We start from the raw sequence: 26,203 nt of genomic DNA on the forward strand, positions 1-26,203 counted from the left end.
GGGTGGTGCATCATGCTTCTAAAAAATGTGATCAAAACATTGCGGAAAAAGTGGATGCAATTGAGCGCCATCGGTCTCATCATCCTCCTCAGCTCCTTGACCTATACCATGATGTTCTATGGACTGAGCGGCATCGAAGAGCCGACGAAACGCTTCCTTGATGAGAACAACCAGGAGGACTTTTCCGTTGAAATGCTGAATATGGTGACGGTGGAAGAATCGAATTATCCCCTTTTAGGAAGCGTACTGTCCAGAGGATTCTATTCCCTGAGCGACATCAAAAAATTGGAGCCCTCGACCTTCTATAAACTCATGGACAACAGGATCAAAGAATTCAATGAGCTCTATCCCGGTTTCTCCCTGGAATTGCGGGAATATAAAAATACCCAATATGATTATAAGGGAAGAAGCCATAAGGCCCTCATCTTGAAGGATGCGCACAAAATCAATCTGTCCTACATGGAGGAAGGGGCGAAACCCGCCGCTGATGATGAAATAGCCGTAAACAAAATCTATGCGCAGAAAAACGGCATCAACATCGGGGATCCCCTTGTCATCAAGAGCAGGCAGTACAAAGTGACCGGCTTTGTGCTGTTTCCCGATTACACTTTGCCGATGTTCGACGAAACCTTCAATCTGGACACCGGCTTGCAGACGCTGATCCTCATGACGGATTCGGAATATGAGCGCTTCGACGACAAAGAAAGTTTCCGGCTCGCGGGCGTGGATCTGACTGGTAAAGCTATCGATACGGCCTATGACAAGGACAAGCTTCCCTTCGTTACCCAGATAGCGACAACAAAATTTAATATGCGCAGCGGCGCCATCTTCGATGAGCTCACTCAAGGAAAGGTGACGGCTCTTGGATTGAGCATTTTTATCGCGACCATCGCCGTCATTATCGTATCGATCATGATCTACAACCTGCTTCAGGCCGAGCGGGGCCAGATCGGCATCCTTAAAGCCCTTGGCTACCGCCGGCGGGAAATCGCGATGCCCTATTTCCTGTCCGTGCTGTTTTTCGCTCTCGTTATGCTGGTTGCAGGTTATTTTTTGGGGACCATCTATGCGGAACCGTTGAAAGAGCTCTACCTGGATTTTTACCTTCTGCCGTCGGTCAAGATCGGCCAAAGCTTCACCGTCTTTGCCACTGCGATATTTGTCCCCTTCCTGTTCTTCGCAGTAGTTTCAGGGATCATCATCTCTCGGATTCTCGGGGAAAGCGCGCTGGAGCTGCTCAAGCCGCATGAAAACAAGTCCATCAACAAGCTCAGTAAATCGTTGAGCAGGATGCTGGCTAAGGCGAAAGGCATGACGAAGTTCAAATATCTGCATGCCATCCGAAGCATAGGGAGTTTCTTCATTTTTTTCCTGGGGATCATGTTCTCCACGATATTGATCAGCTTCTCCTTCATGATGGGCGGGATGGTGGACCGGATGACTATCGACTATCTGAACAAGGTGGACTATCAGTATGAGTCCTATGCCGATTTCACCAAACGGTTACCGGAAGTGCGCACGGGAGACGAAAAATTTCTTAGCTACCCTTTTGCCACCCTCGGAGATACCATCATCTCTCTGCAGGGCTTATCTTCAAGGAACAGGCTCTACAAACTCTATGATGAATCCGGAAATGACATCACAGTCTATACCCAAAATGGCGCAGTGATAACCAAACGGCTCAGCATAAAGCTCGGCATTTCAGAGGGGGATACGATTAGCGTCACAGTCAATAAGGCTCATTATGATTTTACGGTCAAAGGCATTACGGACGAATATATTGCCGACAAAGTGTACCTGAACATCGAACGTCTCAGCAACATGCTGTCGGAGAACAAGTCCTCCAGACTTTTCAGTGGCATCTACTCCATAGATAAGCCGTCTTCTGACTATTACAGCACCATTCTCAGTAAAAAGGGCCTCATCGAGCAGTCAAAAGCCATGTCCAATTACACCCAGTTCATCGTCAAGGTTATGATAGGCGGTTCGGCGATCATCGCTTCCAGCATCCTTTTCGTGCTGACCTCTTTTACGGTCGAGAAAAACTATTATGTCATCTCCTTGCTGAAGGTTATGGGCTATAAGCGCCGTGAAGTGAATGCGATGATTTTGAACAGTTATCTTGTCTATGCCGTGATTTCCTATCTGGTCAGCATCCCGATCGCATTGGCAATACTGTATTCGATGATGGATCTTTTTGCGTCGGAATATGGCGTCATCTTGCCATTGAAATTCGAACCTAACTTTATTCCAAAAACTTTAGCCATACTGGTTGTCATCTACTTCGCAAGCACCTACATCAGCAGGAGAAAGATAGCGAGAATCCCTCTTCAGGAAGTGCTTAAAACATACGGCGAGTAGCCTCTAGCCAGCATGTAAACACCTTATTATTCTGTATCATTATTTTCAGTACAATTCACCGTCAACAGATCAAGGGAAATCAAATGCGCTATAGTATTTAAAAGTCCGTTATAGGCGTCCCAATATGCCTTTTGCACATAATCTGAACCATGAAAACAGTAACGACCTCCCATCCTTTCCCATTGAGATAATGGTTAAGGACGGGAGGTCATTATCATATTTGTCATAAATCGTTAACATTCCCCCCTTGAATAAAGCTAATCGAATCGTTAAAATGATAAAGTGGTTAAAATTATATTTTTTTCTAACCTAAGAATAATGTTTCTGAATAAGACGACAACTGTACCATTTTCAAGTTGTCGCTGTAGGATGCTCAGCCAAAAAAATTAAAATGGAGGAAGCTCATGCAACAAACTGTAACGATGCCGAAAATTAATCCGAAAAGTGATGAGGTCATTTTTGGAATCTGGGCGAAAAACGTTGGGGATACAATCAAAGCTGGTGAAGTATTATTTGAAGTTGAAACGGAAAAGGTTGTCAGCGAAGTCGAAAGCAACTTTAATGGTGTGCTAGTAGAAATCTTGGTTAACGAAAATGATGCCGTTCAAACCGGCGAAGCCATCGCCATTATCGATATGCCCTAGACTGAAGGAGGAATGATCGTGGAAACAAAACCGCAATGGTTTAAAGTACGCTATAACCAAGAAGCCGTTGAAAAAGTAACCCAATTAATGGATGACCTCGAATTAAATACCGTTTGCAATGAAGCAAGCTGTCCGAATATGGGCGAATGCTACAGCAGCGGCACGGCAACCTTTATGATTTTAGGCCGCATTTGTACCCGCAGTTGTCGTTTTTGCGATGTTACCCATGGCAAGCCCGATGCTGTTAATGAGAAAGAACCGCAGCAACTGGCTCAAGCAGTCAAAAAAATGGGTTTGGAATATGTCGTGATTACAAGCGTTGACCGCGATGATCTTCCGGATTATGGAGCAGGTCATTTTGCTAAAGTCATCGAAGAAGTCCGCAAATACAATCCGCATACAATGATTGAAGTGCTGACGCCCGATTTCCAAGGTGATCAACTGGCTATCGATAAAGTCATTGCGGCGAAACCGGACGTGTTTAATCACAATATGGAAAGTGTGCGCCGCATTTCACCGAAAATCCGTCACCGCGCCACTTATGATTGTTCTTTGCGTGTGCTCGAATATGTCAAGCAACAGGACCCCAGCATTTTGACGAAAACGGGCATCATGCTTGGATTAGGCGAAACAGCCGAAGAAATCAGTGAATTGATGGATGATATACGCGCCGTTGATGTGGACTTTTTAACCATCGGCCAGTACTCACAACCTTCTCCGAAACACTATCCGTTGCATGAATTTGTACCCGTGGAAACCTTTGCTGAATACCAAAGAACAGGAATGACGAAAAAATTTAAATATGTAGCCAGTTCTCCGCTTGTACGAAGCTCTTACCGTGCCCGTGCCGCCGTCGAATCCGCTCACAACAATAAGGGGGAAAAATAGTGTTTACGATTTCATGCGCGGAACAGGATGCCGCTTTCTACTTTGCTTTGGAAGAATACTGTATAACAAACTTCCCAGCAGACGCAGATACCCTGTTTTTACTGTGGCAAACACGCCCTACCGTTATGCTGGGGAAATACCAAAATACCTTGAAGGAAATTGATCCAGCCTATATTGCTGCCGAAAAAATCGATGTCGTCCGGCGCCCTTCCGGCGGTGGTGCCATCTATACCGATGAAGGATGCTACCAATACAGTTTCATCGTGAATGGCCAGCATAACGTCATCGATTTTGAACCTTATATGGACAGAATTATCCATACCTTACAGACACTCGGTATCCCCGCAGAGCGTAATAGCCGGAACGACATCGCCATCCACGGTCAAAAAATATCGGGAAATGCCCAATACATGAAGGCTGGATTCACCGTCCATCATGGTACCCTTCTTTTCGATACGAATGTGAATCATATGGCAGCCGCCTTAAAAGTCGATCCCGAAAAACTGCGCAGCAAAGGCGTCGAGTCCGTGCGTGAACGCACCGCCCTGATCAGCGACCATGTAGCGCCTACGACTAAACGCCACTGGTTTGCTGATGAATTCCGCCAGAACATCCTAGGCCAAGGAGCGCACATCATCGAACTCACCCCGGAACAGCATGAAGCCGTGCAACAACTGGCTGACCAAAAATATCGCCGCTGGGAATGGAACTATGGCCAATCGCGGGAAACTAACTTCAGCGTTGCCGGCCGGTTGCCTGGAGGACGCATTGAAATTGCTCTCCAGCTCGATCATTACGTCATTCAAGACTGTCAAATTTCCGGTGACTTCTTTAGTTCGATCGACATCGCTACGCTCGAATCTGCTCTATGTGGTACACGTTTCGATAAATCGGATGTAGCAAACCATTTAGCGCCGGTATTGTCTGGTGGACAGCTGTACGGCATAACAACAACTGATATAGTGGCACTGTTGTTCCCGGAAGCATAAGCTTTTTCCTGTTCGAAGAAGGACAATTGCAATTGCAGCTTTCCTGTAAGAACCGTGCCCGATAAATATGAAATGGCCTTCGTCCTGTATTCAAAGGGACGAAGGCCATTTCATTCAAAAAAATCGGGTTGGAGCAGTTAAGAACTGCCTCAACCCCAACGCAATGTTATTTTTCTATTCCGATATCTTCCGTTTTTCGCCTTCCAGCCCGCGGATAGATTTGGCATCCTGGACATACTCCAGCGTGCCCAAGAAAGTCCCCTCGTCATCGCGCACCGCACAATAGGTGACCACGACAAATTTGCCGAGTTCCTCATACCAAAGCGTCTCCACATCTTTTTTGCCGGATTTCAAATCCGCAACCAGTTGTTTCATGATCGGTACACTTTTCGCTGGGTGGCAGTTCTCGGCTTGGCCGTCGATTGCGTTCTTTGTGCGCATGAATATTTTTTCGTCCGGCCCGTTATTATAGTATTTCAGCTTCTCTTCGGCATCGATGAAGGTGATTTCCAACGGCAGACTGTCCAGTACCTTTTCCAGCTCTTTGATGCTCAAATGACCCGTTTCAAAGTGGACATCCCCGTCCTCCTTATGTTCGGCCGCCCTCTCCTTCACATCCGTGATTGCAGCTGTCTTTGGCGCCCATTTTTCCTCCGGCCGAACGATGCAGTAGCCGATTTTCTCGGAAGCAACGGCAATTTCCAGCCAATCAGCTTCGGTAAAAGAATCGGACACCATTGGAATCAAGATTTCTTCTTCTTTGATGACCATTTCCGCCATTTCGTATTTCAGGGCATCGAATTTTTCTCGTACGCCATCCAGCTGATCCGCCTCCAACAACTTCCTCAGCTCTTTGAATTGCGCGCGGATTTCATCGTCCACGCCCCACATCACTTTTGGCGGGGCTGTCATGCCATAGCGCTCCATAATAGGGAAAAACGCGTATTCTTTGCGGGCATAATGTTTATCAAACTCCCAGAGGATTCCCAACTGTTTCAGCAACCCCTCTTTTAAAGAAGTGTCTTTGGACTCCAAATAGGCTTCCAGCAAGCGCGCAATCCTGTCCAACGCACTTTCGATCGCCAAGTTTTCTTCCTTCAAAACGCGGACTGGATGCCCCGGTTTTTCAGTTTCTTCGGAAACGGGCCGGTCATAGGCAACCGCTCCGGCAAACAGGGAGGCATGGATATTGCACAGCCGTTGAATCTCCTCAACTTCAATGCCTTGCGCCAGCAAGCCGCGTTCCATCACTGAAATTTCCAGGGCGCTGACATTGGCAAAATGTTCCTGGAACTCCTGCTTGATTTTCGCACTGTCCTCGCCGGCATGCAGCCGCAAAATCAGATCCTTTAAGACCGCTTGACGTCGCTCGAATTCCTGTGTCCGTTTGCTCTTGTCTTTGGATTCAGTCATTTCTCTCTACTCCTTCACTTGGTATCCCAGCCGCTCCAACACCGCCACAATTTCCGTCTGATCGATACCCATCATTTTGGCGCCGCGTACCAACGTCATCATGCGCCCTGCCGTGTGCAGCATCTTATCGTCCTTCAACGCCTCAAACCCCAGCTTCACCAACGCATCGCGCACCTCTGGATAAGCTGACACAATGGTGAATACCGTATCGTTCAAATCGATTTCTTTCATTTCCTTTCCCCTCCCCCCGTGCCAGGCCGATAGCTTCCGCATCATCACATGCCTCACAATAATCCATTCTGTTTGCCGAATGATACGATAATACAAAATAAGAAGATGGTTTATTCCGGTTCGATTCACTCTCATTTTAAACTTATTCATATTCGAAATACAGCCGCAGCCCTTTACTCCAAAAAGATTTATCCGAGGCGAAAACGAACTCCTTTAGAAGGAAGATTTTCAGGCAGAAAAACAGGCCCGGAAACATAACGGGCCTGTTTATTATTTTCGTCTTTTTTGCTTATGAAACGGCTTTTCTTGCAACGATCTCCGCCTGCGCTGGGATGCCGGCGATGCGTTTCAGATCGAGGATGCTGTCCGTCTCCTCAACCGTGAATAATCTCTTTTCAAGCACTAATTCCCGGACGGATTTCCCTGTCTTCAATGATTCTTTGGCGATGACGCTGGCTTTTTGGTAGCCGATGTATGGGCAGAGGGCGGTGGCAAGCCCGGCACTCTCTTCCACCTGTCTGTAGCAAAGCATTTCATTGGCTTGGATGCCGGCGATGCAGTTGACCGTCAACGTTTGGACGGCATGCGCCAAGCTGTCGATCGATTCGAACAGCGCGTGGAAGATGATGGGCTCAAAGGCATTCAGCTCCAATTGTCCGGATTCTGCCGCCATCGTGATGGTCACATCATTTCCGATCACGCGAAAGGCGACCTGCGAAACGACTTCAGGGATGACCGGATTCACTTTACCCGGCATGATCGAGGACCCGTTTTGTTTGGCCGGCAGGCTGATTTCCCCGATGCCGGCTCGGGGACCGCTTGACAACAAACGCAGATCATTGCTCATCTTCGACAAATTTACCGCTGCCGTCTTGATGGCTGCGGATACTCTGACGAACCCGTCCACGTTTTGGGTCGCATCAAAAAGATCTTCGGCTTGGGTAAAGGAGATGTTCAATTCTTCGCTCAACCGATCCGTGATTCCTTCAAGGTATGCTGGCGTTGCATTGATTGCGTTGCCGATGGCCGTCCCTCCCAGATTGATGACTTTCATCTCTTCAGCAGCACTTTCAAGGTATCGGATATCCCTTTTGACGAAGGATTGATAGGCATGGAACGATCTACCCAGCGTGGTCGGAACGGCATCCTGCAATTGTGTCCGTCCCATCTTGATGACTTCTGAAAATTCCTCACCCTTCTTGCCCAACGCCTCTTCCAGCCTTTTTAATTCGGCAATCAGATTCGGCAAGATTGTCAGCACGGTCATTTTCCCTGCCGTTGGGAAGACATCATTCGTGGATTGGCACAGATTCACATCGTCATTGGGATGCACGATGCGATAGTCGCCTTTCGATCCGCCTAAAATTTCAATGGCACGATTGGCGATGACTTCATTGGCATTCATGTTGGCAGAAGTCCCCGCACCGCCTTGGATGGCATCCACGATAAATGAATCATAAAGACTGCCGGCTACTATCTCGTCACAGGCTTGGACGATTGCGTCCCTTTTTACGGCTGTCAGAATGCCCGATTGAGCGTTTATCACAGCAGCGACTTTTTTTATTTTCGCCAGGTTACGGATCATTTCTGGATGCAATTGCGTATCCGTGATGGAAAAGTTTTCTTTTGCCCTTAATGACTGCACACCATAATAAGCTTCTTTAGGTACTGCTAACGTTCCGATCGAGTCTGCTTCAATTCTCATGTTCATCACTGATTGCCCCCTGAATTTTTTTATGTCATTCATAGACCAAACACTAACACCATTCCGAATCAAATGAAATACAATCGGATAAGAAGTGAATCTAGCCCTCCAATTCGTTATTTTGACAAAAGAATCGCATCATTGTTTTCGCTTACACTTTATTTTCTTAAGCAACAATAATCAACGTTTGCAGTTCTATGCTTTTTTGATGTAGAATCTTAAGAAAGAAAAGGTAATTGCGAAAGGAACATGAAATGGATAATATCGATAAGCAAATCGTTAATATTTTGCAGACAAATGCACGGGCATCCCTGAAGGAAATCGGCGAAGCGACCTTTCTTTCTTCTCCGGCGATATCGGCACGGATTGCCCATCTGGAGAGGGACGGCATCATCAAGGACTACGGCGCCAATTTAAATTTGCAGACGCTTGGCTACAATATCACGGCCTTCATCAACTTGGAGGTGAGCCCCAAACAGAAGCCCATCTTTTACCCCTTCGTCGAAAAAGTGCCGAATGTATTGGAATGCAATTGCGTGACGGGAGAGTACTCGATGCTGTTGAAGGTCGCGTATCCCACAACCAATGAATTGGATACTTTCATCGGCGAACTGCAGCAATTCGGGAAAACGTACACACAGATCGTCTTCTCAACCTCTGTCGGTCCAAGAGGCATCCATTTGGAAGAAACAGACTGACAAATTCGGATCTTTTCCTGCCAATGAACTATACATCCTAGAAACAAGGCGCAAAGGGAGAACGCACAATGAAAGCTGGCACAAAATCGGATGAATTCCGCATTTGTGCCAGCTTCTTGTTTGCTCTGAGACTAAAACATCACCATGCGATGTTTTAGGTCTATTTTTTTTTTGAGAGTTAAACAATTTTTTTCGCGTTCTCGTGCCCTATGCTTGTGTGCTGAATACCGGCGTTGATAGGTAGCGTTCGCCGTTGTCGGGCGCAATGGTCACAACCGATTTGCCTTTACCTAAACGGACAGCGACTTCGATGGCGCCGACGATTGCGGCACCGGCTGAGATGCCGACGAGGATGCCTTCCTGTGCGGCCACGCGGCGGGTCATCGCAATAGCGTCCTCGCTGGATACTTGGATGATGCCATTGTATAGAGAAGTGTCCAAAACGTCCGGCACAAATCCGGCGCCGATCCCTTGGATTTTATGGGGCCCTTTCGGTCCGCCGCTCAATACGGGCGATTCGGAAGGCTCCAAGGCATAGATTTCGACATTCGGATTGGCTTTGCGGAGCGCTCTGCCGACACCGGTCACGGTTCCGCCGGTGCCGACACCGGCAACAAACGCATCGGGTCCTTTGCCGCCGAAGGCTTCGACGATTTCAGGGCCGGTCGTCGCTTCATGGACGGCCGGATTGGCCGGATTGGAGAATTGCATCGGCATGAAATGGCCGGGTTCCGCTGCGATTGCGGTTGCTTTCGCGATCGCACCGGGCATGCCGTCCGCGCCTGGCGTCAATACCAATTCCGCCCCATAGGCCGCCAACAAGAGGCGGCGTTCGATGCTCATCGTATCCGGCATCACGAAGATTGCTTTGTAGCCTTTTGCGGCTGCAAGCATCGCCAAACCGACGCCTGTATTGCCGCTGGTCGGCTCCACAATGGTGTAACCCGGTTTCAACAGGCCTTCCTCTTCGGCTACTTCGATCATGTTCAAGGCGATGCGGTCCTTTACGCTGCCGCCGACATTGAACGATTCCAATTTCACATAGACATCCGCTGCCCCTTCAGGAACCACTCTGTTTAATTTTACAATCGGCGTTTCACCGATCAGATTTGCGACTGACGATACTATTTTCACCATGTTGTTTCCCCCATATTCTTATTATTTATCGATTTACATTCAATCTCTCCGTCCAAGAAATGGATCATTCCTTTGGACCTATTTATTAAACCTTAACACGACAACACCTATTTGAATATTATGCGTTATCGAACAAGCTTGAACGGAATTTCCGAACACCAAAAGGCAAAACCAATCAGCCTAAAAGTTCCCTGACTATTTCCATATATCTTTTTGCGATGGGGCTCAGTCTCCGTTGGTGCGAGTAGATGAAACCGATCGTATTTTTTTGATCCACATCGACCGGGACGACTACAATATGATCTTGCGCATCTGATTTCAATAATCCCGATCCTACCAAATAACCGTTCGTTACGGCCAAAAGGTTCAATACCGTCCCTCTATCGCTCGCGCTGATCCGTTTTGCGCCTGGATCAACCTGGATAGACTCTTCCATCAACTGCAGGGTGCTGTTTTTGCTCTGATCAAAGGAAATGACAGGGTATGGCTTCAGCTCTTCCATAGCTATTTTTTCCTGCTTCGCTAAAGGATGGTCGCCTCTGAGGAACACATGTGGCTGGAACTCGACCAGCGGATCGAAATGTAAATCATATTCCTTCAAATATTTTTTCATGACTTTTCCGTTGAACTCGTTGAGGTACACAAAACCGATTTCGCTGGAAGCCATGTAAACGTTGTTCAGCACCTCATACGTGCTTGTTTCCAAAAAGCGGAAATTATAGGGTTCTTCCTTGTTTTCCGATACCAATCTGGCAAATCCTTCCGATGCAAAATCATAATGCTGGCTGGATACCGAAAATAGTTTTGTATTTATAGTAGTGCTTAAATAGTGGTTATCCAACTGATCCGCCTGTCCAACGATCTGTTCCGCGAATTCCAAAAAACGTGCCCCTTCGGCCGTCATTTCTATCCCTTTCTTAGAACGCGCAAAGATTTGGATGTTGTATTCCTCCTCCAGATCCTTGATGCTCGAGGATAAACTGGATTGAGCCATATACAGCTGTCTTGCGGCCTCTCGAAAAGTGCCAAACTTGGCAACCGTGATGACATACCTTAATTGTTGAAGATTCATTGCTATTCCCCCTTCGTCTTGCTTTCTCGTTCACTTAACGTTTGCATCGCTTTCCCGGCAGCAAAGAGCGTAAGCTTTTTGCGCATCAGCCGAGTCGCAAGCCTATACATCGAAGTGCCTAATGGCTGATGGCGCTGCAACGCTTATAAAAAAGCATAAAAAAGTGCATATGCGTTTTGGTAAACACATATGCACCGATTCTTTATCAAATTGATGATTCCCTATGTACAGATGAACGACGGATACTGATATAGCTACAGTTTTCCGTGCGCTAACAAACTGAATCTGCATATTCAAAAGGAAGTCCAAAAGATGATACGGATGTACATATATGTTTGACATAACACATCATACAGCACATGCAACACATCATCTTTTTCATGAACACTTCCCCTTTCCTTACGCATCTATTTTCATTTTTTTAATTATTCTTTAATGGTAATTAGTATACCTATTCTCTTGCTTTAATTCAACAACTTTTTTCGGTTTCTTGTTCTGCTGCTTCATTCTGTTCCGTTTCGTTCCCCGCTTGCCCATCATAGTCCTCAAGGAAATGATGTCTGCCCTCAGAATCGCGGTATGCAATGATGTTCTCGATGTTGACGTTCTGTACGCTCCGATAGATATTCAAATCGATGAGTTCGCTTGTCTTCCGCAGTTGGCTGATCAGATTCTTCATTTCCTTTCGTTTCTGACCTCCTCCGGCATTGTTGAGGATGGCGCAATTTTCGGTAAAGCAGCAGGCGCACTGGATGAATGCCAACTCATTGTAGTCCTTCCAAGTGATGATGTCCTCCTCTTTCACTTTGTAAAGGGGCCGAATCAATTCCATCCCCTCATAATTTTTGCTTGGCAGCTTCGGCATCATCGTTTCAATGGAGCCGCTGTACATCATATTCATCAATATTGTTTCAATGACATCGTCGAAATGATGCCCCAAAGCGATTTTATTGCATCCAAGGTCCTGGGCATTTTTATAAAGATGCCCTCTTCTCATCCGCGCGCATTTGTAGCACGGTGACACTTCCTCTTCTTCCACAACATCAAATATGTTCGACTGGAAGACAGTGAGCGGCACAGCCAGCAGTTCAGCATTCTCGATCACTTTTTTACGGTTCATTTCATTGTATCCCGGATCCATCGCAAGAAACACCAGTTCGAATGTCATCATGCTGTGCCGTTGCAGTTCCTGCATCATCTTTGCCAGCAGCATGGAGTCTTTCCCTCCTGAAATGCAGACCGCTATTTTATCGCCGTCCTTAATCAGTTCAAACTCCTGAACCCCCTTTATGAATGGCCGCCAAAGTTGCTTCCGATATTTTTTGATGATGCTTCTTTCGATATCTTTATATTTTTCCATTTATTGTGTTTTCCTTTCGGTTCCTGTCTGCCGAATCATCCGTATCCATCCTGTTTCCTATGCAGACCTTCTTTGTTCGTCACGATATTTTAACACGGCAGGAATGGAAGGAACAGTGTTTATTCATTCTTTGGATACGCCAAAAATTCCTTATTCCCTAACTATTAATCGTAAACGTGTTCCAAAAAGCAGACCCGACGTCACTTCACGAATAATGCTCAGATGGTTTGCAACCATCCTCCACTTATTCGCTCCAGTGATTCGGGTCTGAACGCTTTTTGTCACACTCTCTTCTTTAACAGGTTGGGTCTTTCGTTGCATTGCGAGCAGCGGCTATCCTTTCACAACACCCAGCGTTTCCAGCTTGCGGATAGGCTCAATCAAATCCAGTTCATTGGCGATGACAAAATCGATGTTTTTATAGGCAAAACGAGCTTCTTCCCCTATGTCGCGTTTCCTTGTCTTCCCCAGAAAAATGCCCTTCGCTTCAAGATCGAGGATTGTTTCTTCCGCACTGAACGTTTCCATCGCCTCTTTCCTGCTAATCTGGCGGCCGGCCCCGTGCGAGCAAGAATGAAAACTCTCTGGATTGCCTTTCCCCTTGACCAGATAGGAACTAGCCCCCATTGCGCCAGGGATGATTCCCCATTCGCCTTCCCCGGCCCGTATGGCGCCTTTCCGATGAACCCAGACCATCTTCCCGGCATGTTCTTCGTAAGCGGCATAATTATGGTGACAGTCGATCGGTTCGGACAGTTCAACCTCGGTAAAAGCTGCATATTCGGCAACAAGGTGACGGATGATTTCGATGACAATTCCTATAATTTTCGCCCTGTTCTCTTTGGCGAATGCCATGGCAAATTCCATCCATCGGATATATTCCTTGCCGATGTCACTGTCGGTCGCTAGATAAGCCAAATTCCACTCCGGAGGAACGGGCGAATGCTGCATGTTTAGTTGCTTCGCCTTATCATCAAAATAATCGCAGACAGCCTTCCCGACATTTCGCGAACCGGTATGGACCATCACGCCCAGGAATCCCTGCTCATCCGTTTGCAGCTCGATAAAGTGATTCCCGCCGCCAAGTGTCCCTATTTGAAAATAGGCCTCATCCAGCACATAGGCGAGATCCTGGGCCGGCCCAGCCTTTTCCTGTTCTTCTACATACCAAGAAAACTTCCGGACAGCCTCGCTTGCTTTTTTGCGCTTATGCTTCTCATAGCCGTTCGGGATGCTCCGTAGGATGTTGCTGACGATTATTTGCGCTAATTTCCCGTCGGGCGTCTCTTCCGTAATAAGGATTTCCACGGGAATATTGGTTTGCACAAAAGTCATGCCACAACCGATATCGGCCCCGACTGCATTCGGGACGATCATTCCTTCAGCAGCCAAGATGCCTCCGATGGGCATGCCGTAGCCGGCGTGGGCATCCGGCATGAGGGCAATCCGCTGGTAGGCAAAAGGCAGATTAGCCAGATTCATTGCTTGCTCCAGACAAATCCTATCCAGTTGGCCTGTATTCTCAAGCCAAATCTTGATCGGCACTTTCTGTTCGGATGGTTCAAATAACGTGAACATGCTTCATCCCCCATGAGTTGAAATTTATTTACCCAACGGAATTCCCGCTGGATCGGCTATCTCTTCTAAATCTTAGAAATCGTCATTATTAGACCGCAAGTTATTGTAGCTCAATCATATTTACGAAGGCAGCCGGAACCGTAATCTTTTCTCCAAGGGAAGAATCATAGCTTATCGATTTGGCAGCCATGCCGTAAAATTTTATATGGTCATTTTCTAAAATCCCGGATTCCATGATTTTCGATTCATATCCCAGAAAAATGACGGTGCTATCATTGTCACCGACCGCCACCAGCAATTGCGAAGATTCCTCTCCTTGCATCACTTGAAGAACCCGCCCGGACATGGTAAACATTTCAGAATAATATGCATCGGGTGCCTGTGCCAATTGCTCATAGGTAATATCCGTCCGGTAATTTGCGGGATCTTTGAGTTTGGCATCCGCTTCAGCCTGGGCTTTAGCATTGGCCTTCGCTTCAGCCTCTTTGGTGGCCGCCTCTGCCTGTTTATCCGCCTCTGCTTGGTCTTTGCTTTCTGCAGCCACTATCTTGTCAAAGTCAGCTTTTGCTGTTTCCGCCAACTTATCGGATGCGGTTGTTTTCGCCGTATCCCCCTCTCCACCGAACACAACCATCATCCCGACCGCAACAACAAAAATCAACCAAAACCACCATTTTTTCAATAATGGTTTTTCTTTTGCATCATAGATTGTCTTCTTAGCCAAGAAACACACCTCCCAGATTCTATTTCCCTTCTCATCCGCTCGTTCCGACAACATTTCCCGCCTCTTATTCCGGTGGCAGAAAGTGGGGATTTTTTCATTTATATTTGCCTTTATTATACCGCTAAAGGATAGGTAAGCGGTATTAATTCGCTAGCAATTTTCTCGATCCGCAAGCAAGGCAGCAAATAGTCAAGCCGCCTATGGGCTAACTGCTCCTGCACAATAATGGGTTATTAGGGTATAATGATTATTGCTCGACAAGTGTCAGAAACAAAAAGGAGGTCCACACATGGACTTAGAAAAACTGATTGAAATGATTGCAGCATTCAAAGCAAACCACACAAATAGCACCATCGATTTCTTGGTGCACCCGCAGAGAGACCTTGATGATAAATTTGCAGAACTATTGATTGTTGAAGTGTTAGAGGATTCCGAAGGCAATACGACTATCGGGGATGAAGAAGCTCTTATGACGGTAGATAATCCTTCAACGGAAGACCTATCCGAGCTGGAGAACATTGCCCAAGCGCTGCACAGATACCTTTAAGCCCGCACAAAAAACCGTGCCACCATAAGCCAAAAAACCACCGTTCCGTTTAGGGATGGTGGTTTTGGCTTCTCAATCATCGTTTTTTTATTTTTTAATGTCGCGCATCAAGACTTCTTTTGAAGTGCCCAATAAAATGGATTTTTCAGAAGGACGAAGCGTTCCCAAGTTCTCATCGCGGCCTTGCAGAACGACGCGCGGGCTTGGATGTTCCCTGGATTCGACAGCTTCTTGGACCAATTTTTGGGTATCGTCATCCAGATAACGATTGAACAGGACGCAAAGTTTTACATCCTGCAATTGCGTCATCATATCGAAATCGCCCGTGCTGTCGCCGAACAACATCAGTGGTTGCTGATTGTTGTTCTCAGGCATCAGAACTTCGGTTATGACAGCTGTTTTGCCTTCCCCTTTGGTGATGTGTTTGTCTGGCTGCATACCATGTTGAATCATCCCGTCCGCATCTTTCGTATAGTACATACCAATGATGTATTCGGGATTTAGGTTATAGCCAAAATCAGCGTGCGTTGCAGCAGTTTTTACCACGTCAACGGGGGATGCTGAAATGACATAAACTTTGATGCCATTTTCTTTAAGCACTTGATAAAGCTCTGTCAGTTCTTGAGGAAAAGCTAAACCCGTTTCATAACTGGAACTGATCACCCCGGCTTTTCCCGGCAACTCTTCCGGACTGGCCAGGGTCACCCGCTCGAATTTACCGAACTGCAGCCAATAGCTTATCGATTGATAAGCCAACTCACTCAATTCTTCGCTCGTGCGCCCAGCGAACAAATATGTCATCCAAGGATAGCCCGCTTTACGCTTGAATTTGCCGTTGATGACCGTATAAAACAGGCGGAGCTTCGCTGCAAAATCTTGGTATTGCAGGCTGTTTTTCGTCTCTTCCAAAGACTCGGTGCCGCCTTGCCCAAAACCTTCATAGTAATTGTACAGCCAGGTGTAATCCGCCGTTATGTCATCTGTAATATTCCGGATGGTTGCTTTTGAATTATTTTGGTCCAATAGATCATCGAAAGCTGCAATACCGGCTGCAACGCCATCCGTTAAAACCGCATGGAATTGTTCAGGCGTCAGCTTATAGTTGAGATGCAGCATCATGTAAAGCATCAGGAGGTCTTCTATATCCATGATGGCGGATGTATTGTCAAAATCGAACACCACGTATGGCGGTTTATCCGGATTGTAGCTGTTGCTTTGAATGCCATAAGCTGCAATCACGTCACAAAGGGCTTGATAGGTACGCGGTGCCCAGTTTTTTTCGGAAAGATGTTTAAAATTTTCTGCCAAGACTAACACTCCTTTTAAATGAAAATATCATTAGAATCCATTCTAACAAAAAAAAACGATGCCTGCATCATATATCATTGATTTGTGCCCATCTATTTGCCGAAATTGAAAAGAAGATAAAGCACCTGGCAGAGTTGGATTCTGACAGATGCTTTATCTTTCATTCGGATGGCCTGAGACAAAAACTTCAACCGCTCGGCCGCTCAAACTTTTCATTTGAAAACGAAAACTTATTTGCTTCGATCAGGAAGTCGCACGCAATAAATCTGTATCTTTATTGTACGTCAATGCTTGTGCGCCTTCTTCGCCGGTGCTCACGCGGATTACGTTCTCAACATCATAGACAAATATTTTTCCGTCTCCGATATTGCCTGTATATAACGCTTGTCTGGCAGTTTCAATCACTTGTTGGAGAGGTACTTTGCTGATTACGACTTCCACCCGGATTTTAGGCAACAAATCAGCATCGGTCTCTACTCCGCGATAATAAGTTGTATGGCCTTTCTGCACACCATAACCAAAGACATTGACTACTGTCATGCCGGTGATGCCGATGCCGTTCAAAGCTTTTTTCAGATGATCGAATTTACTTTCATTGATCAATATTTCCACTTTCGTCAGTTTTGCAGTTTGAGGTGACGGGTTGCTTGGATATGTTGTTGCGTGGTTTTCCACAACAACCGCTTCGTCTAGAGCGACCACTCCTGCACCAAAATGCCTGTTCGGAGAAATGGATTGATTTGCCGGGACTGCAGTTGCATCATGCACACTACCAACAGAAAGGCTTCCAGCGCTGACAGAACCATAAGCCGTTTCTCCGTGCAAGGAATAGTCCAAACCATCTTCCTCTTCTTCCTCAGTGACCCTGACCGGCATAACTAAGCTGATCAGTTTTAAGATGGCAAAGGATATTATTGCTGAATAAGCAATAACCGCAACGATGCTGATGATTTCAGCGATCAGCAGTGAAGTATTTCCGTCGACCAATCCGCCTGTTATATCGGGATTGATAGCGGATGTTGCGAAAATCCCTGCTGAGATGCCGCCCCAAATTCCGCCTACGCCATGACAGCCAAAAGCATCGAGTGCATCATCATAGCCGATTTTCTTTTTCAATGCAGTGACAGCGAAGAAACACAGCAAACCACCGATGAATCCGATAATCATAGCCGAGAATGGGCTAACGTAACCGGCACTTTGCGTAATGGAGCCAAGTCCTGCTATTATCCCACTGACCAGGCCTAAAGCAGTCGGTCTTTTGTGGAGCACCCATTCGCACATGATCCAACTGAATCCAGCCGCAGCTCCCGATACCATCGTGGTGATGAAAGCATTCATTGCAATGCCGTTCATGCTGAGGGCGCTGCCTGCGTTGAAACCGAACCATCCAAAAAGCAACAAGCCAGCGCCAATCATCGTCATCGGGATGTTATGCGGTCTGACCGAATCTTTGTTGATTCTTTTTCCGACAAAGATGGCAGCCACAAGTGCTGAAATGCCGGCGCTGACGTGAATGACCGTTCCGCCCGCGAAATCGAGAGCGCCCATTTGTCTTATCCAACCGCCATTGCCCCATACCCAATGAGCAATCGGGTCGTAAACCAAGGTTGTCCATAGCAATACGAACGCAAGGAACGCCGGGAATTTCATTCTTTCCGCAACGCTTCCGGAAATGATTGCAGGGGTGATGATAGCAAAAGCTAATTGAAACATCATGAATAACTGATGCGGAATTGTCGGAGCATAATCGACAGGGGCAAAACCAACATTTTTAAGAAAAGCAAATGAAAAGTCGCCGATAATCGAGTGGTCTCCTCCGAATGACAAGGAATAACCGATAAGTATCCATTGTATGACAACAACTACAATAGCCGCATAACTATGCATGGTTGTACTCAGAACATTTTTTGCCCTGACCATCCCTCCGTAAAATAAAGATAAAGCTGGGGTCATCAGCAGAACCATTACCGTTGCGAGGAACATGAAAGTCGTGTCCGCCATATTGATATTCTCCATTTTATTATTCTCCTTTGATTGAATATATTTAATTTGTGCTTAACTCTTGAGCAAATTATATATTCAAAAAAGAAGATAGTCATTTCGTTTCTGACAAGTCATGGGATGATATGTTACATGAGGTTGGTATTCCACCCAACGAAATGATAACGTTCACAATGCAGAACGATTTAAACAGTTGCCTATTCTGTCTGTTGCTGCTGTCCGTTCGCAAAAATATGCCCCGCGGTGATTGCGGGGTGACGATCCTCATCGCTCCTTCCGTGCCGGGCAAAGGAAGTTAAACTAAAAAATGCACCATTTCAGGGTTCTACGCCTTTTTTCTATGGAAATACATTCAGAAATAGATGATCGTTCGGTGATTTCATACCATAAGCAATGCGTTCTCTGACTGCGGAACGTATCCATCATTTGTATTTTCTTTGCCTTGCGCACCATCCACCAAGCTGCGATCATTGTGTGAATATGCTCACATAACCTTTCGTTGGCGAAAAAGGAAATAGGGGGGAAAGGCTTGTCAGATAAGCTTTTTCTGTGGCTTCTATCAATAAACTGGCAAATTTCAAAAAAGGTGAATATTTGGCGATTGGATGACATTGAGGGAGCTCTTGTTTCATTGATTTTTCCTTTTTTTGCACCACAAGATGACTTCCGCATGGAAGTGTTTCTGCTTATGGATGTCAGTTTCCGCCGTCACTCGTCTTGAAACGCCGGAATGCAACCGCTAACTTAATTCGTCGAAAATGAAGTATAATTTAAGTGAGAGCAATAGAGGAGGGGGGGAATGTTCGATTTCATGAAAAAATACCCGGCGCTTTATTGTTGGTTCCCATGTTCATCACAGCCATCATTTACACGTTCTGGCCCACCCTATTCCAAATCGGCGGGGCTACCCAGGCAGTATTTTCAGCCTAGGGCATCAGCGCCATCACTTTCATCGCCGTCATCTGCAGCACAAATCCAACCCTTTTCTTGTCGTTGATGAGCGATTAGGGCGATGAGCGCGATCGGGATGCTTTCGGGTTGCTCGGCTTGATGGCTGTGCCGACGGTGCCTTTGCTGATCATCAATCGTTCACTGGGGACAGGTGCCGACTTGGTTGCCGATCATTTCAATCTTATTCCCGTTGCTGCTCGGGATTATTCTCGGGAACCTGGATGAAGCAGCCAGTAAATGACTGTTTCAAGAGCTTCCATTCCATTGCCATGGACCCAATCTTCTTATTCAGATGTATCTTCCTGTTATCGACTTTTTATTGGCCCGTACATCATCCGGTGTGCCTTCGGCAATCACATTACCGCCAGCGATACCGCCTCCCGGGCCGAGATCCACGATCCAATCGGAAGCTTTGATGACTTGCTGGTTGTGTTCCACTACAATGACTGTGCTTCCTGCATCGATCATTCGGTTCAGGAGGTTGAGAAAGTTTTCTACATCGATCGGATGCAGCCCCGTTGTGGGTTCGTCAATCAGATAAAGATTATGCTTGCCCTGATGCGTAATCAGCTCTTGCGCCAGCTTTAATCGTTGGCCTTCGCCGCCGGATAGAGTGGTCAATGTTTGTCCAAGTTCCAGATAGCCCAATCCAACCTCTATCAACAATTTTACAATTTTGAGGATTTTTGAATGGCCCTTGAAGACAGGGACCGCATCCTCGACCGACATCCCTAGAACGTCATTTATGGAGTAGCCCGCATATTTCACGGATAACACATCATCAGTGAATCGGTTGCCGTGGCAAACCGGGCAAAGCACTTCCAAATCCTCAAAAAACAGCATATTGCTCGTGACATAACCGAGCCCTTCGCAATTCTCGCAACGTCCGCCTTTGGTGTTAAACGAGAAATGCTTTGCGGTTATCCCCTTGTCCACAGCGTCCTTTAATTCGCCAAAAATTTTCCTTATCTCCGTATAGACCCCAGAATATGTTGCGACATTTGATCGTTTCATTCTGGCCAGAGGCGCTTGCTCCACGGTTACGATTTGGTCAAAAAGACCGGTGCCGGTAACCTGGTTGGACGTTCCTTGCTGTGTTTCCCTTGATTTCGACAGTACCTCGAACACCAGTGTCGATTTTCCTGAACCGGAAACCCCTGTAACACAACTGAGGCACCCGACAGGGAATCGGACGGTGATGTCCTTTAGGTTATGCACCTTCGCATTTTTTACTTCGATGAAAGCCCCGGTCCCTTTCCGGAACGCTTTATGCTTCTGTGGCCTTCGCCTTAGGTAGGCGCCGGTGACGGAACCATCCTGTTTTTTTATGTCTTCCAACGTTCCTTTTCCGATGATTTCCCCGCCATATTTGCCGGAACCGGGTCCGAGGTCTACCATATAGTCAGCGGCCTTCATGACATCGAGGTCATGTTCAATGACGAGCACCGTGTTCTCCAAGTCCCTTAATTCCTTCAATATGGTGATGATGCCGTGTGTATCTTTGGGGTGAAGGCTGATTGTCGGTTCATCCATGATATAGATGATTCCTGTCAGATCTGAATCCAAAGTTGCCGCTAACTTAATCCTTTGCGCTTCCCCACCCGATAATGTGATCGTTTGCCTGTCGAGAGAAAGATAACCGAGTCCGACAGCCACGATTCGGCGTATTTTCGTTTCCAAATCCAGCAAATAGACTTCCACGAGGATGAACTGCTCGCCGCCGAGACTATCCTTAAGCCTCAGCATCCAGCGAGACAGCTCCTGCAACGATACCGAAACCAATTCCGGAAGGCGCGTGTCCAGTACGGTCACGCTTCTGCTTAACGCATTCAGTCGTTCCCCCTTGCAATCCGGACAAACAACAGAATCGAAATACGTATCCTGCAGCCTTGAATTGCCGCCTTTTTCTGCTATTCTCCGCCAAAGAGACGTGAATACTCCTTCAAATCTGCCGCCCTCCACCGTTTTAGGCGGAACGATTTTCGGGAAAGCCCCCCTCACCTGCGCGCTGTCGACGCCATAAAGAAGGATTGCCTTTTGCTCCTTCGTAAATTCGTTAACCGGTGTACCCGGCTCGATGGCTATGCCGTAGTGTTTGAAGGCATTGTGTAAGGCAGTGATTTGATAATCCTTATATTTATGTTTCCAAAAATCGATTGCACCAGCCTCCAAAGATAGCTGTCCATGGACGACGCTTGTCTCGTCCACCGTCAAGACCTTACCCAGTCCTTGGCAGGTTTCGCAGGCACCTTCCCGGGTGTTGAAGGAAAAATGGGTTCTGGTGAGCTTCTCCATTCGGTGGTTGCAATGATTGCAGTACATATAGACCCTAAAATCATCTTCGGATTTCTCGATTTCTTCTTTGCAGTCGGCTGAGGCGATTTCCCGGCTGCAATTCGGGCAGATTCGTTTGCTTAGTTTTTCGTAAATCATCCGGAGGTCCGTATAGATGTCGGTGGCTGTCCCCACGGAGGAACGCGGGTTTTTATTGTATTCGTTTTGCATAATCCTGATGGCTGGCGATACATTGCGCATGTACTCAATTTTGGGCTTATGGAGCCCTTGATAGCCCATCGCCTCCAGATACTGCCTTTGACACTCTTGATAGATCGTATCGATCGCTAAGGTGGACTTGCCGGAGCCAGATAAGCCGGTAAACACAACCAGTCTATTTCTCGGTATCTCCAATGAAATATCCTTCAGATTCCCTTCTTTGGCGCCTTTGATGATGATATTCTTCATTTCTCCGCCTCCTTTCATAAACTGATCAGGTGTGCTTATTGTCTTCTGCCTTCATTATAGGATAGAAATGGTCTTTCTGTACAATCCAGTACGATTGCTCGCCAGAAGCTATTGATCCTTGACTGTCATTCATACTATTTTCCAACCCTACAAAGGAGTGCCCCCTTATGCGAAAAAAATCATCCTTCAAAAAAATGCTGTCCTTATTCACTTTCGTCTGCCTCCTGACAGTCAGCGTTCTTTATTTAAAAAGTATGGCGATGCAACGTTCGACGGAGCGGCATGCGACTGTATCAAATCCACCAACGCAAATGGCAATGGCAACAGAGCAAAATGAATGGGCTGAAAGCGTGTTGTTGGATGTCCCTTTGCTTAACCAGATGGATCCGCCCGCCTTATTGCTGGGCTGTGAAGTCACTTCCTTAGCGATGGTCCTTCAATACAATGGGATTGCGGTTTCAAAAAATGAGTTGGCCGACAGGCTCCCTTCCGTTCCGATATACTATGATAACGGCCTGCAGGGCAATCCGAACGAAGGTTTTGTCGGGGACGTGACGGGATATGCTTACGGCTTCTGCGTCTATCATGGTCCGATTGCCTCATTGGCCGCCCAATACGTTGCCCCTGATCGTGTGAAGGATATCACCGGCAGCGGGTTTGATGCCGTTATTTCAGCCCTGAACCAAGGATGCCCCGTTTGGGTCGTCACGACCACCACCTTTTTACCGGTGGATGACATGGAAATTTGGCAAACACCTACAGGTCCGGTCGGTATCACCTATTTCATGCATAGTGTGGTTATCGTAGGCTATGATGCCGATTCCATTTATCTCAATGATTCTTACGGAATAAAGGATCAAGTGGTCGACCGGGCGGGATTCATCCAATCGTGGGAGCAGTTGGGCAATCAGGCCATCTATATTGACTGATCCCACCTATCCCCATTAAAACCAGATACAGCCGTAATTATTCTGCGATGGCGGAATAATTGCGGCTGTATCTGTCTATCCTTTACACTTTTTCCGGCTCAACGTTCAGTAAAGATCCCTTTGCTTTTCAATCAATTCCCAAAAATTGGTATAACAACTGTTCCTACTGCGCGCTGCATTTGGTTTATAGTTCTCTGGCCATACTTATATTACGGTATAAAATCATTTGAGGCGTTTCTAAGTAAGGGGTGTCCTCCTCATTCCCCCAATTCTTGACCGAGCCGTATTCACGCTCCATCTCCTCCAGAAGGTTGGTAAGTTCGTTCGTGCGTTTTGGTTCGGCATAATTTTTCTTTATTTCCTCGAATTTCCGTTCAAAGTCTTTCAGATCCATGATGAACACTCCCTTATTTTCCAAAATCTAAAGCATAATGACATTTTTAATCCAGCTTGACCCCTATAGTCCCATCCAGTTTCACGCGGAACGTCGGACCCTCGTATTCTGTCGTGTACATCCAGTCGCCTGCAACGCCGTCCAGTGAGTAGATGCCGACTTCATTCATCTTTTTGCTGTTTGTTCCGTCCAGGTTCATGCGGTACAAGCCGCCTTTGTCCTTGCCCAGTCCGTAATAGAAGTAGCCGTCGTCAAATGTGTAATAGACGACGCGGTCCATCGCCCAGACTTCTGAGGCTTCTGCCCCATCCAGCTTCATTCGATAAAGGAAGATTTTTTCTTCCCCCTTATCGTTTATTGGTTCGGAGTAGGTATAGTAGAGATAATCGCCGGATTCGTGAAGAACCAGGGCCTGTTCAGCAATCTTGCTCTGCTCGGTGCCATCGGCTTTCATATGGAATAGATTTCCTGCTGCATTATGATAGTAGACCCAGTCGCCGAAGACTTGTGGCGCTGTCCCATCGGAAACGAGCTTAACTTTTCCTGTGCCGTCCGTGCCGATGCGATATAAGTCGTCAATGGTGACCATCTTTTCGGTAATTTTATCAGAGCTTTTCCCCTCATTGAGGTCTTTCTTGGTTGCATTTAATTCATCCAGGCTCAGCATGGTACTGTAGAAAATCGTATCGCCCGAAACGGCAAACGCACCAATGGAATCGTCGCTGATCAGACTGTTCTCCGAACCATCATTCCTCATTTTATAGAGGCTGCCGCCATCTGCGGAATCAAGGTAATAAATCCACTCCCCGACAATCTGGAAGGAAGCGACCGGCTTATCGGATACCAGCGTCCGTTCCGTCCAGTCATATTTTCTTTGATACAGTTTTCTGTCCACGGTATAGTAGATTAAGCCGTCGCTTTCCGAAATACTGCCAAGATTCACCGTGCGGTCGATGGGGTCACCAGCTTCCACCGCAGTAAGGGAATCTTTGACAGTGAATCCTTTTGAACAGCCGAACATCGCCAAAATACCGATGGCCAAACCAACTTTTGAAATTGCCATTAGAAATTTTTTCATTTGAGCTCCCTCCTCGTTTGAGCTATTTCACAATGACCATGCACATGGTGCTCACTTGACAGGCGTGACGGAAAAGAACAGAAATCAGCGGATCCTTTTGCGGAAAAACGCAACAAAATCTTTCAGTACCATTATACCGTATCCGCTTCCAAATGATGAAATGTTACCATTTTTGAGTTCTGTCCCAAACCACACAAAAAAAAAACCGGAAACTAGCTACTCAAAAATGAGCAGGCAGTTCCGTTTTTTGTGCGATTTTAAGTTTCGTTGATAATAATTGAATTAATGTTAATGCTTATCTGACGTTTTTTAAAAGAAAACATTCGTTACGCCATCACCAGAAGCACGGAAGCTTTGAGCTGATGTCGTGCGGGTTCCGTTCAATACCTCATTGACCGCTTGGATAGTTTCGGCCGATGGCGTCTGAGCTGCGGCGGCTCCAATCGAAACTGCTTCAAATTGGCCCGGAGCATTCAATACTGCATCGATGGTCGTTCCGCCCCAAGCGCCTGATGCAACGCGGTTCATAATCACAGATGCTACATTTAATTTTTCCTGGTAGCTTGGACCTGCTTCGGCTTGGACAACTTGGTAAAAGAAGTAGTTGCTTGAAACATCCGGAACTGTTGCTGCTGCCTGTGCTGCCGCTGCTTGTTCGGCTGCTGCCTGTGCTGCCGCTGCTTGCTCGGCTGCTGCCTGTTGTGCCGCTGCTTGCTCAGCTGCCGCTTGTTCTGCCGCCGCTTGCTCAGCTGCTGCCTGTTGTGCCGCTGCTTGCTCGGCTGCCGCTTGTTGTGCCGCTGCTTGCTCGGCTGCCGCTTGTTGTGCCGCCGCTTGCTCAGCTGCTGCCTGTTGTGCCGCTGCTTGCTCGGCTGCCGCTTGTGCTTCTGCTGCTTTTTTTGCTAATTTTTCCTTTGCTGCAGCTTGGTTAATTACGGATTGATTTTCAGTTATATGATTATTGACTAAATGGTTCTCATTTGCCTGTTTGTAAGTTGCTGTTTGGGTTTGGGTAGCTGATGGCATTACATCTGCGAGTGCTGTTGCACCAGCGGTAACTGCAAAACTGAACAATATACCGGATGCTGTTATAGTTGTCAGGATCTTTTTTTTATTTGATTTCATAAATGAATGTCTCCCATGTTCTCATTTTTAGAAAGAATATCGTTTCATATTTTTCCTTTGAACATGACAGACTTTAACATGATAAATTGCGAATGAGAATCCTTTTTGGGTGATTGTAAGCCAGCTTTAAAGGGATTGAAATATAAATTAGCTATCATTGCATCTGCGTGACAAAAAACACGGGACTGACATAATTATTTTTGCAAAGATGAGAAGCGAATATATGGTCTATTATGAATGGACAAAATGTATGCAAATGATTGGATGATCCGACTCTTTTTATCATTCACGAGTGATTTTCTGGGTAAAAAAAACACCCCTCAAAAAGTCG

24 protein-coding genes are annotated in these 26,203 nt (G+C 46.6%); 10 read left to right on the plus strand and 14 right to left on the minus strand.

Annotated elements, in window-relative coordinates:
- Nucleotides 1-12: 12 nt before the first annotated feature.
- The 4 genes from BM101_RS01440 (at nt 13) to BM101_RS01455 (ending at nt 4,882) form a co-directional block, all read left to right on the plus strand.
- On the plus strand, nt 13-2,361 hold the full coding sequence (locus BM101_RS01440) for an ABC transporter permease (RefSeq protein WP_087030282.1): 2,349 nt from the start codon (nt 13-15) through the stop codon (nt 2,359-2,361).
- Between the two features lie 404 nt (nt 2,362-2,765).
- Nucleotides 2,766-3,005: a biotin/lipoyl-containing protein gene (locus BM101_RS01445; RefSeq protein WP_087030280.1), complete on the plus strand. Its 240-nt coding sequence runs from the start codon at nt 2,766-2,768 to the stop codon at nt 3,003-3,005.
- 12 nt (nt 3,006-3,017) lie between these two features.
- The gene (gene lipA / locus BM101_RS01450; protein WP_087030277.1) at nt 3,018-3,893 is read left to right on the plus strand and encodes a lipoyl synthase; all 876 of its coding nucleotides are present in this window, start codon (nt 3,018-3,020) and stop codon (nt 3,891-3,893) included.
- Nucleotides 3,893-4,882, plus strand: a complete 990-nt coding sequence (locus BM101_RS01455; protein WP_177194321.1) for a lipoate--protein ligase — start codon at nt 3,893-3,895, stop codon at nt 4,880-4,882. Before lipA ends, BM101_RS01455 begins: the two co-directional genes overlap by 1 nt.
- Before the next feature lie 174 nt (nt 4,883-5,056).
- On the opposite strand, the gene BM101_RS01460 is transcribed toward BM101_RS01455, so the two are convergent.
- From BM101_RS01460 to BM101_RS01470, 3 genes are all read right to left on the minus strand, one after another.
- Entirely contained in the window at nt 5,057-6,295 is a 1,239-nt protein-coding gene (locus BM101_RS01460; RefSeq protein WP_087030271.1) for a DUF438 domain-containing protein, read from the minus strand.
- A gap of 6 nt (nt 6,296-6,301) precedes the next feature.
- Nucleotides 6,302-6,526 (minus strand): DUF1858 domain-containing protein, encoded by a 225-nt coding sequence (locus BM101_RS13990; protein ID WP_177194322.1) that lies wholly within the window; start codon nt 6,524-6,526, stop codon nt 6,302-6,304.
- Between the two features lie 289 nt (nt 6,527-6,815).
- A complete protein-coding gene (locus tag BM101_RS01470; RefSeq protein ID WP_218149869.1) occupies nt 6,816-8,231 on the minus strand; it encodes an aspartate ammonia-lyase in 1,416 nt (471 codons plus the stop codon).
- A gap of 254 nt (nt 8,232-8,485) precedes the next feature.
- On the opposite strand from BM101_RS01470, the gene BM101_RS01475 reads away from it, so the two are divergent.
- Nucleotides 8,486-8,929, plus strand: a complete 444-nt coding sequence (locus BM101_RS01475; protein WP_087030940.1) for an Lrp/AsnC family transcriptional regulator — start codon at nt 8,486-8,488, stop codon at nt 8,927-8,929.
- Between the two features lie 207 nt (nt 8,930-9,136).
- On the opposite strand, the gene cysK is transcribed toward BM101_RS01475, so the two are convergent.
- From cysK to BM101_RS01500, 5 genes are all read right to left on the minus strand, one after another.
- Nucleotides 9,137-10,066 (minus strand): cysteine synthase A, encoded by a 930-nt coding sequence (gene cysK, locus BM101_RS01480; RefSeq protein ID WP_087030262.1) that lies wholly within the window; start codon nt 10,064-10,066, stop codon nt 9,137-9,139.
- A 175-nt stretch (nt 10,067-10,241) separates the two neighbouring features.
- Nucleotides 10,242-11,138 carry a LysR family transcriptional regulator gene (locus BM101_RS01485; RefSeq protein ID WP_087030259.1) on the minus strand — a complete coding sequence of 299 codons (897 nt, stop codon included), beginning with the start codon at nt 11,136-11,138 and terminating at the stop codon, nt 10,242-10,244.
- 469 nt (nt 11,139-11,607) lie between these two features.
- Nucleotides 11,608-12,498 (minus strand): tRNA 2-thiocytidine biosynthesis TtcA family protein, encoded by an 891-nt coding sequence (locus BM101_RS01490; RefSeq protein ID WP_087030257.1) that lies wholly within the window; start codon nt 12,496-12,498, stop codon nt 11,608-11,610.
- 333 nt (nt 12,499-12,831) lie between these two features.
- Nucleotides 12,832-14,076: an RtcB family protein gene (locus BM101_RS01495; protein WP_087030254.1), complete on the minus strand. Its 1,245-nt coding sequence runs from the start codon at nt 14,074-14,076 to the stop codon at nt 12,832-12,834.
- Nucleotides 14,077-14,176: 100 nt separating this feature from the next.
- A complete protein-coding gene (locus BM101_RS01500; RefSeq protein ID WP_143084403.1) occupies nt 14,177-14,800 on the minus strand; it encodes a hypothetical protein in 624 nt (207 codons plus the stop codon).
- Nucleotides 14,801-15,089: 289 nt separating this feature from the next.
- Here BM101_RS01500 and BM101_RS01505 point away from each other — a divergent pair, with 289 nt between their 5' ends.
- Entirely contained in the window at nt 15,090-15,347 is a 258-nt protein-coding gene (locus BM101_RS01505) for a hypothetical protein (RefSeq protein ID WP_087030249.1), read from the plus strand.
- An 87-nt stretch (nt 15,348-15,434) separates the two neighbouring features.
- On the opposite strand, the gene BM101_RS01510 is transcribed toward BM101_RS01505, so the two are convergent.
- Together BM101_RS01510 and BM101_RS01515 are read right to left on the minus strand one after the other, a co-directional pair.
- Nucleotides 15,435-16,655, minus strand: coding sequence for a haloacid dehalogenase-like hydrolase (locus tag BM101_RS01510; protein ID WP_087030246.1), 1,221 nt, complete (start codon nt 16,653-16,655; stop codon nt 15,435-15,437).
- Nucleotides 16,656-16,898: 243 nt separating this feature from the next.
- Nucleotides 16,899-18,671: an ammonium transporter gene (locus tag BM101_RS01515; RefSeq protein ID WP_093399818.1), complete on the minus strand. Its 1,773-nt coding sequence runs from the start codon at nt 18,669-18,671 to the stop codon at nt 16,899-16,901.
- A gap of 514 nt (nt 18,672-19,185) precedes the next feature.
- Here BM101_RS01515 and BM101_RS13840 point away from each other — a divergent pair.
- From BM101_RS13840 to BM101_RS14215, 3 genes are all read left to right on the plus strand, one after another.
- Nucleotides 19,186-19,377 (plus strand): hypothetical protein, encoded by a 192-nt coding sequence (locus BM101_RS13840; protein ID WP_143084404.1) that lies wholly within the window; start codon nt 19,186-19,188, stop codon nt 19,375-19,377.
- A 53-nt stretch (nt 19,378-19,430) separates the two neighbouring features.
- Entirely contained in the window at nt 19,431-19,586 is a 156-nt protein-coding gene (locus tag BM101_RS14530; RefSeq protein ID WP_087030242.1) for a 2-keto-3-deoxygluconate permease, read from the plus strand.
- A gap of 108 nt (nt 19,587-19,694) precedes the next feature.
- Nucleotides 19,695-19,832: a hypothetical protein gene (locus BM101_RS14215; protein WP_179193082.1), complete on the plus strand. Its 138-nt coding sequence runs from the start codon at nt 19,695-19,697 to the stop codon at nt 19,830-19,832.
- A gap of 63 nt (nt 19,833-19,895) precedes the next feature.
- Here BM101_RS14215 and BM101_RS01530 read toward each other — a convergent pair whose 3' ends face one another.
- Nucleotides 19,896-22,349, minus strand: coding sequence for an ATP-binding cassette domain-containing protein (locus BM101_RS01530; protein WP_087030240.1), 2,454 nt, complete (start codon nt 22,347-22,349; stop codon nt 19,896-19,898).
- 167 nt (nt 22,350-22,516) lie between these two features.
- Between BM101_RS01530 and BM101_RS01535 the strand changes: the two genes are divergently transcribed.
- Complete coding sequence (locus tag BM101_RS01535; protein ID WP_087030237.1) at nt 22,517-23,278, plus strand: C39 family peptidase; 762 nt, start codon at nt 22,517-22,519, stop codon at nt 23,276-23,278.
- A 184-nt stretch (nt 23,279-23,462) separates the two neighbouring features.
- Here the strand turns inward: BM101_RS01535 and BM101_RS01540 are convergent, their stop codons facing one another.
- The 3 genes from BM101_RS01540 to BM101_RS01550 all read right to left on the minus strand — a co-directional run bounded on the left by BM101_RS01540 (nt 23,463) and on the right by BM101_RS01550 (nt 25,872).
- Complete coding sequence (locus BM101_RS01540) at nt 23,463-23,672, minus strand: hypothetical protein (protein ID WP_087030234.1); 210 nt, start codon at nt 23,670-23,672, stop codon at nt 23,463-23,465.
- 46 nt (nt 23,673-23,718) lie between these two features.
- Nucleotides 23,719-24,750 carry a DUF5050 domain-containing protein gene (locus BM101_RS01545; RefSeq protein WP_087030232.1) on the minus strand — a complete coding sequence of 344 codons (1,032 nt, stop codon included), beginning with the start codon at nt 24,748-24,750 and terminating at the stop codon, nt 23,719-23,721.
- Between the two features lie 309 nt (nt 24,751-25,059).
- Nucleotides 25,060-25,872 carry a cell wall hydrolase gene (locus BM101_RS01550; protein WP_087030229.1) on the minus strand — a complete coding sequence of 271 codons (813 nt, stop codon included), beginning with the start codon at nt 25,870-25,872 and terminating at the stop codon, nt 25,060-25,062.
- Nucleotides 25,873-26,203 lie beyond the last annotated feature (331 nt).

Origin of the sequence: Trichococcus palustris (assembly GCF_900114465.1) — a bacterium.
Classification (GTDB): Bacteria; Bacillota; Bacilli; order Lactobacillales; family Aerococcaceae; genus Trichococcus; species Trichococcus palustris.

Coding starts and splice junctions, on each gene's coding strand:
- cysK (WP_087030262.1), bottom strand. CDS start 10,066: ATGGTGAAAATAGTATCGTCAGTCGCAAATCTGATCGGTGAAACGCCG.
- BM101_RS01535 (WP_087030237.1), top strand. CDS start 22,517: ATGCGAAAAAAATCATCCTTCAAAAAAATGCTGTCCTTATTCACTTTC.
- BM101_RS01470 (WP_218149869.1), bottom strand. CDS start 8,231: ATGAGAATTGAAGCAGACTCGATCGGAACGTTAGCAGTACCTAAAGAA.
- BM101_RS01440 (WP_087030282.1), top strand. CDS start 13: ATGCTTCTAAAAAATGTGATCAAAACATTGCGGAAAAAGTGGATGCAA.
- BM101_RS01495 (WP_087030254.1), bottom strand. CDS start 14,076: ATGTTCACGTTATTTGAACCATCCGAACAGAAAGTGCCGATCAAGATT.
- BM101_RS01490 (WP_087030257.1), bottom strand. CDS start 12,498: ATGGAAAAATATAAAGATATCGAAAGAAGCATCATCAAAAAATATCGG.
- BM101_RS01485 (WP_087030259.1), bottom strand. CDS start 11,138: ATGAATCTTCAACAATTAAGGTATGTCATCACGGTTGCCAAGTTTGGC.
- BM101_RS01445 (WP_087030280.1), top strand. CDS start 2,766: ATGCAACAAACTGTAACGATGCCGAAAATTAATCCGAAAAGTGATGAG.
- BM101_RS01545 (WP_087030232.1), bottom strand. CDS start 24,750: ATGAAAAAATTTCTAATGGCAATTTCAAAAGTTGGTTTGGCCATCGGT.
- lipA (WP_087030277.1), top strand. CDS start 3,018: ATGATCGTGGAAACAAAACCGCAATGGTTTAAAGTACGCTATAACCAA.
- BM101_RS01505 (WP_087030249.1), top strand. CDS start 15,090: ATGGACTTAGAAAAACTGATTGAAATGATTGCAGCATTCAAAGCAAAC.
- BM101_RS01550 (WP_087030229.1), bottom strand. CDS start 25,872: ATGAAATCAAATAAAAAAAAGATCCTGACAACTATAACAGCATCCGGT.
- BM101_RS01530 (WP_087030240.1), bottom strand. CDS start 22,349: ATGAAGAATATCATCATCAAAGGCGCCAAAGAAGGGAATCTGAAGGAT.
- BM101_RS01475 (WP_087030940.1), top strand. CDS start 8,486: ATGGATAATATCGATAAGCAAATCGTTAATATTTTGCAGACAAATGCA.
- BM101_RS01540 (WP_087030234.1), bottom strand. CDS start 23,672: ATGGATCTGAAAGACTTTGAACGGAAATTCGAGGAAATAAAGAAAAAT.
- BM101_RS13990 (WP_177194322.1), bottom strand. CDS start 6,526: ATGAAAGAAATCGATTTGAACGATACGGTATTCACCATTGTGTCAGCT.
- BM101_RS01460 (WP_087030271.1), bottom strand. CDS start 6,295: ATGACTGAATCCAAAGACAAGAGCAAACGGACACAGGAATTCGAGCGA.
- BM101_RS01515 (WP_093399818.1), bottom strand. CDS start 18,671: ATGGAGAATATCAATATGGCGGACACGACTTTCATGTTCCTCGCAACG.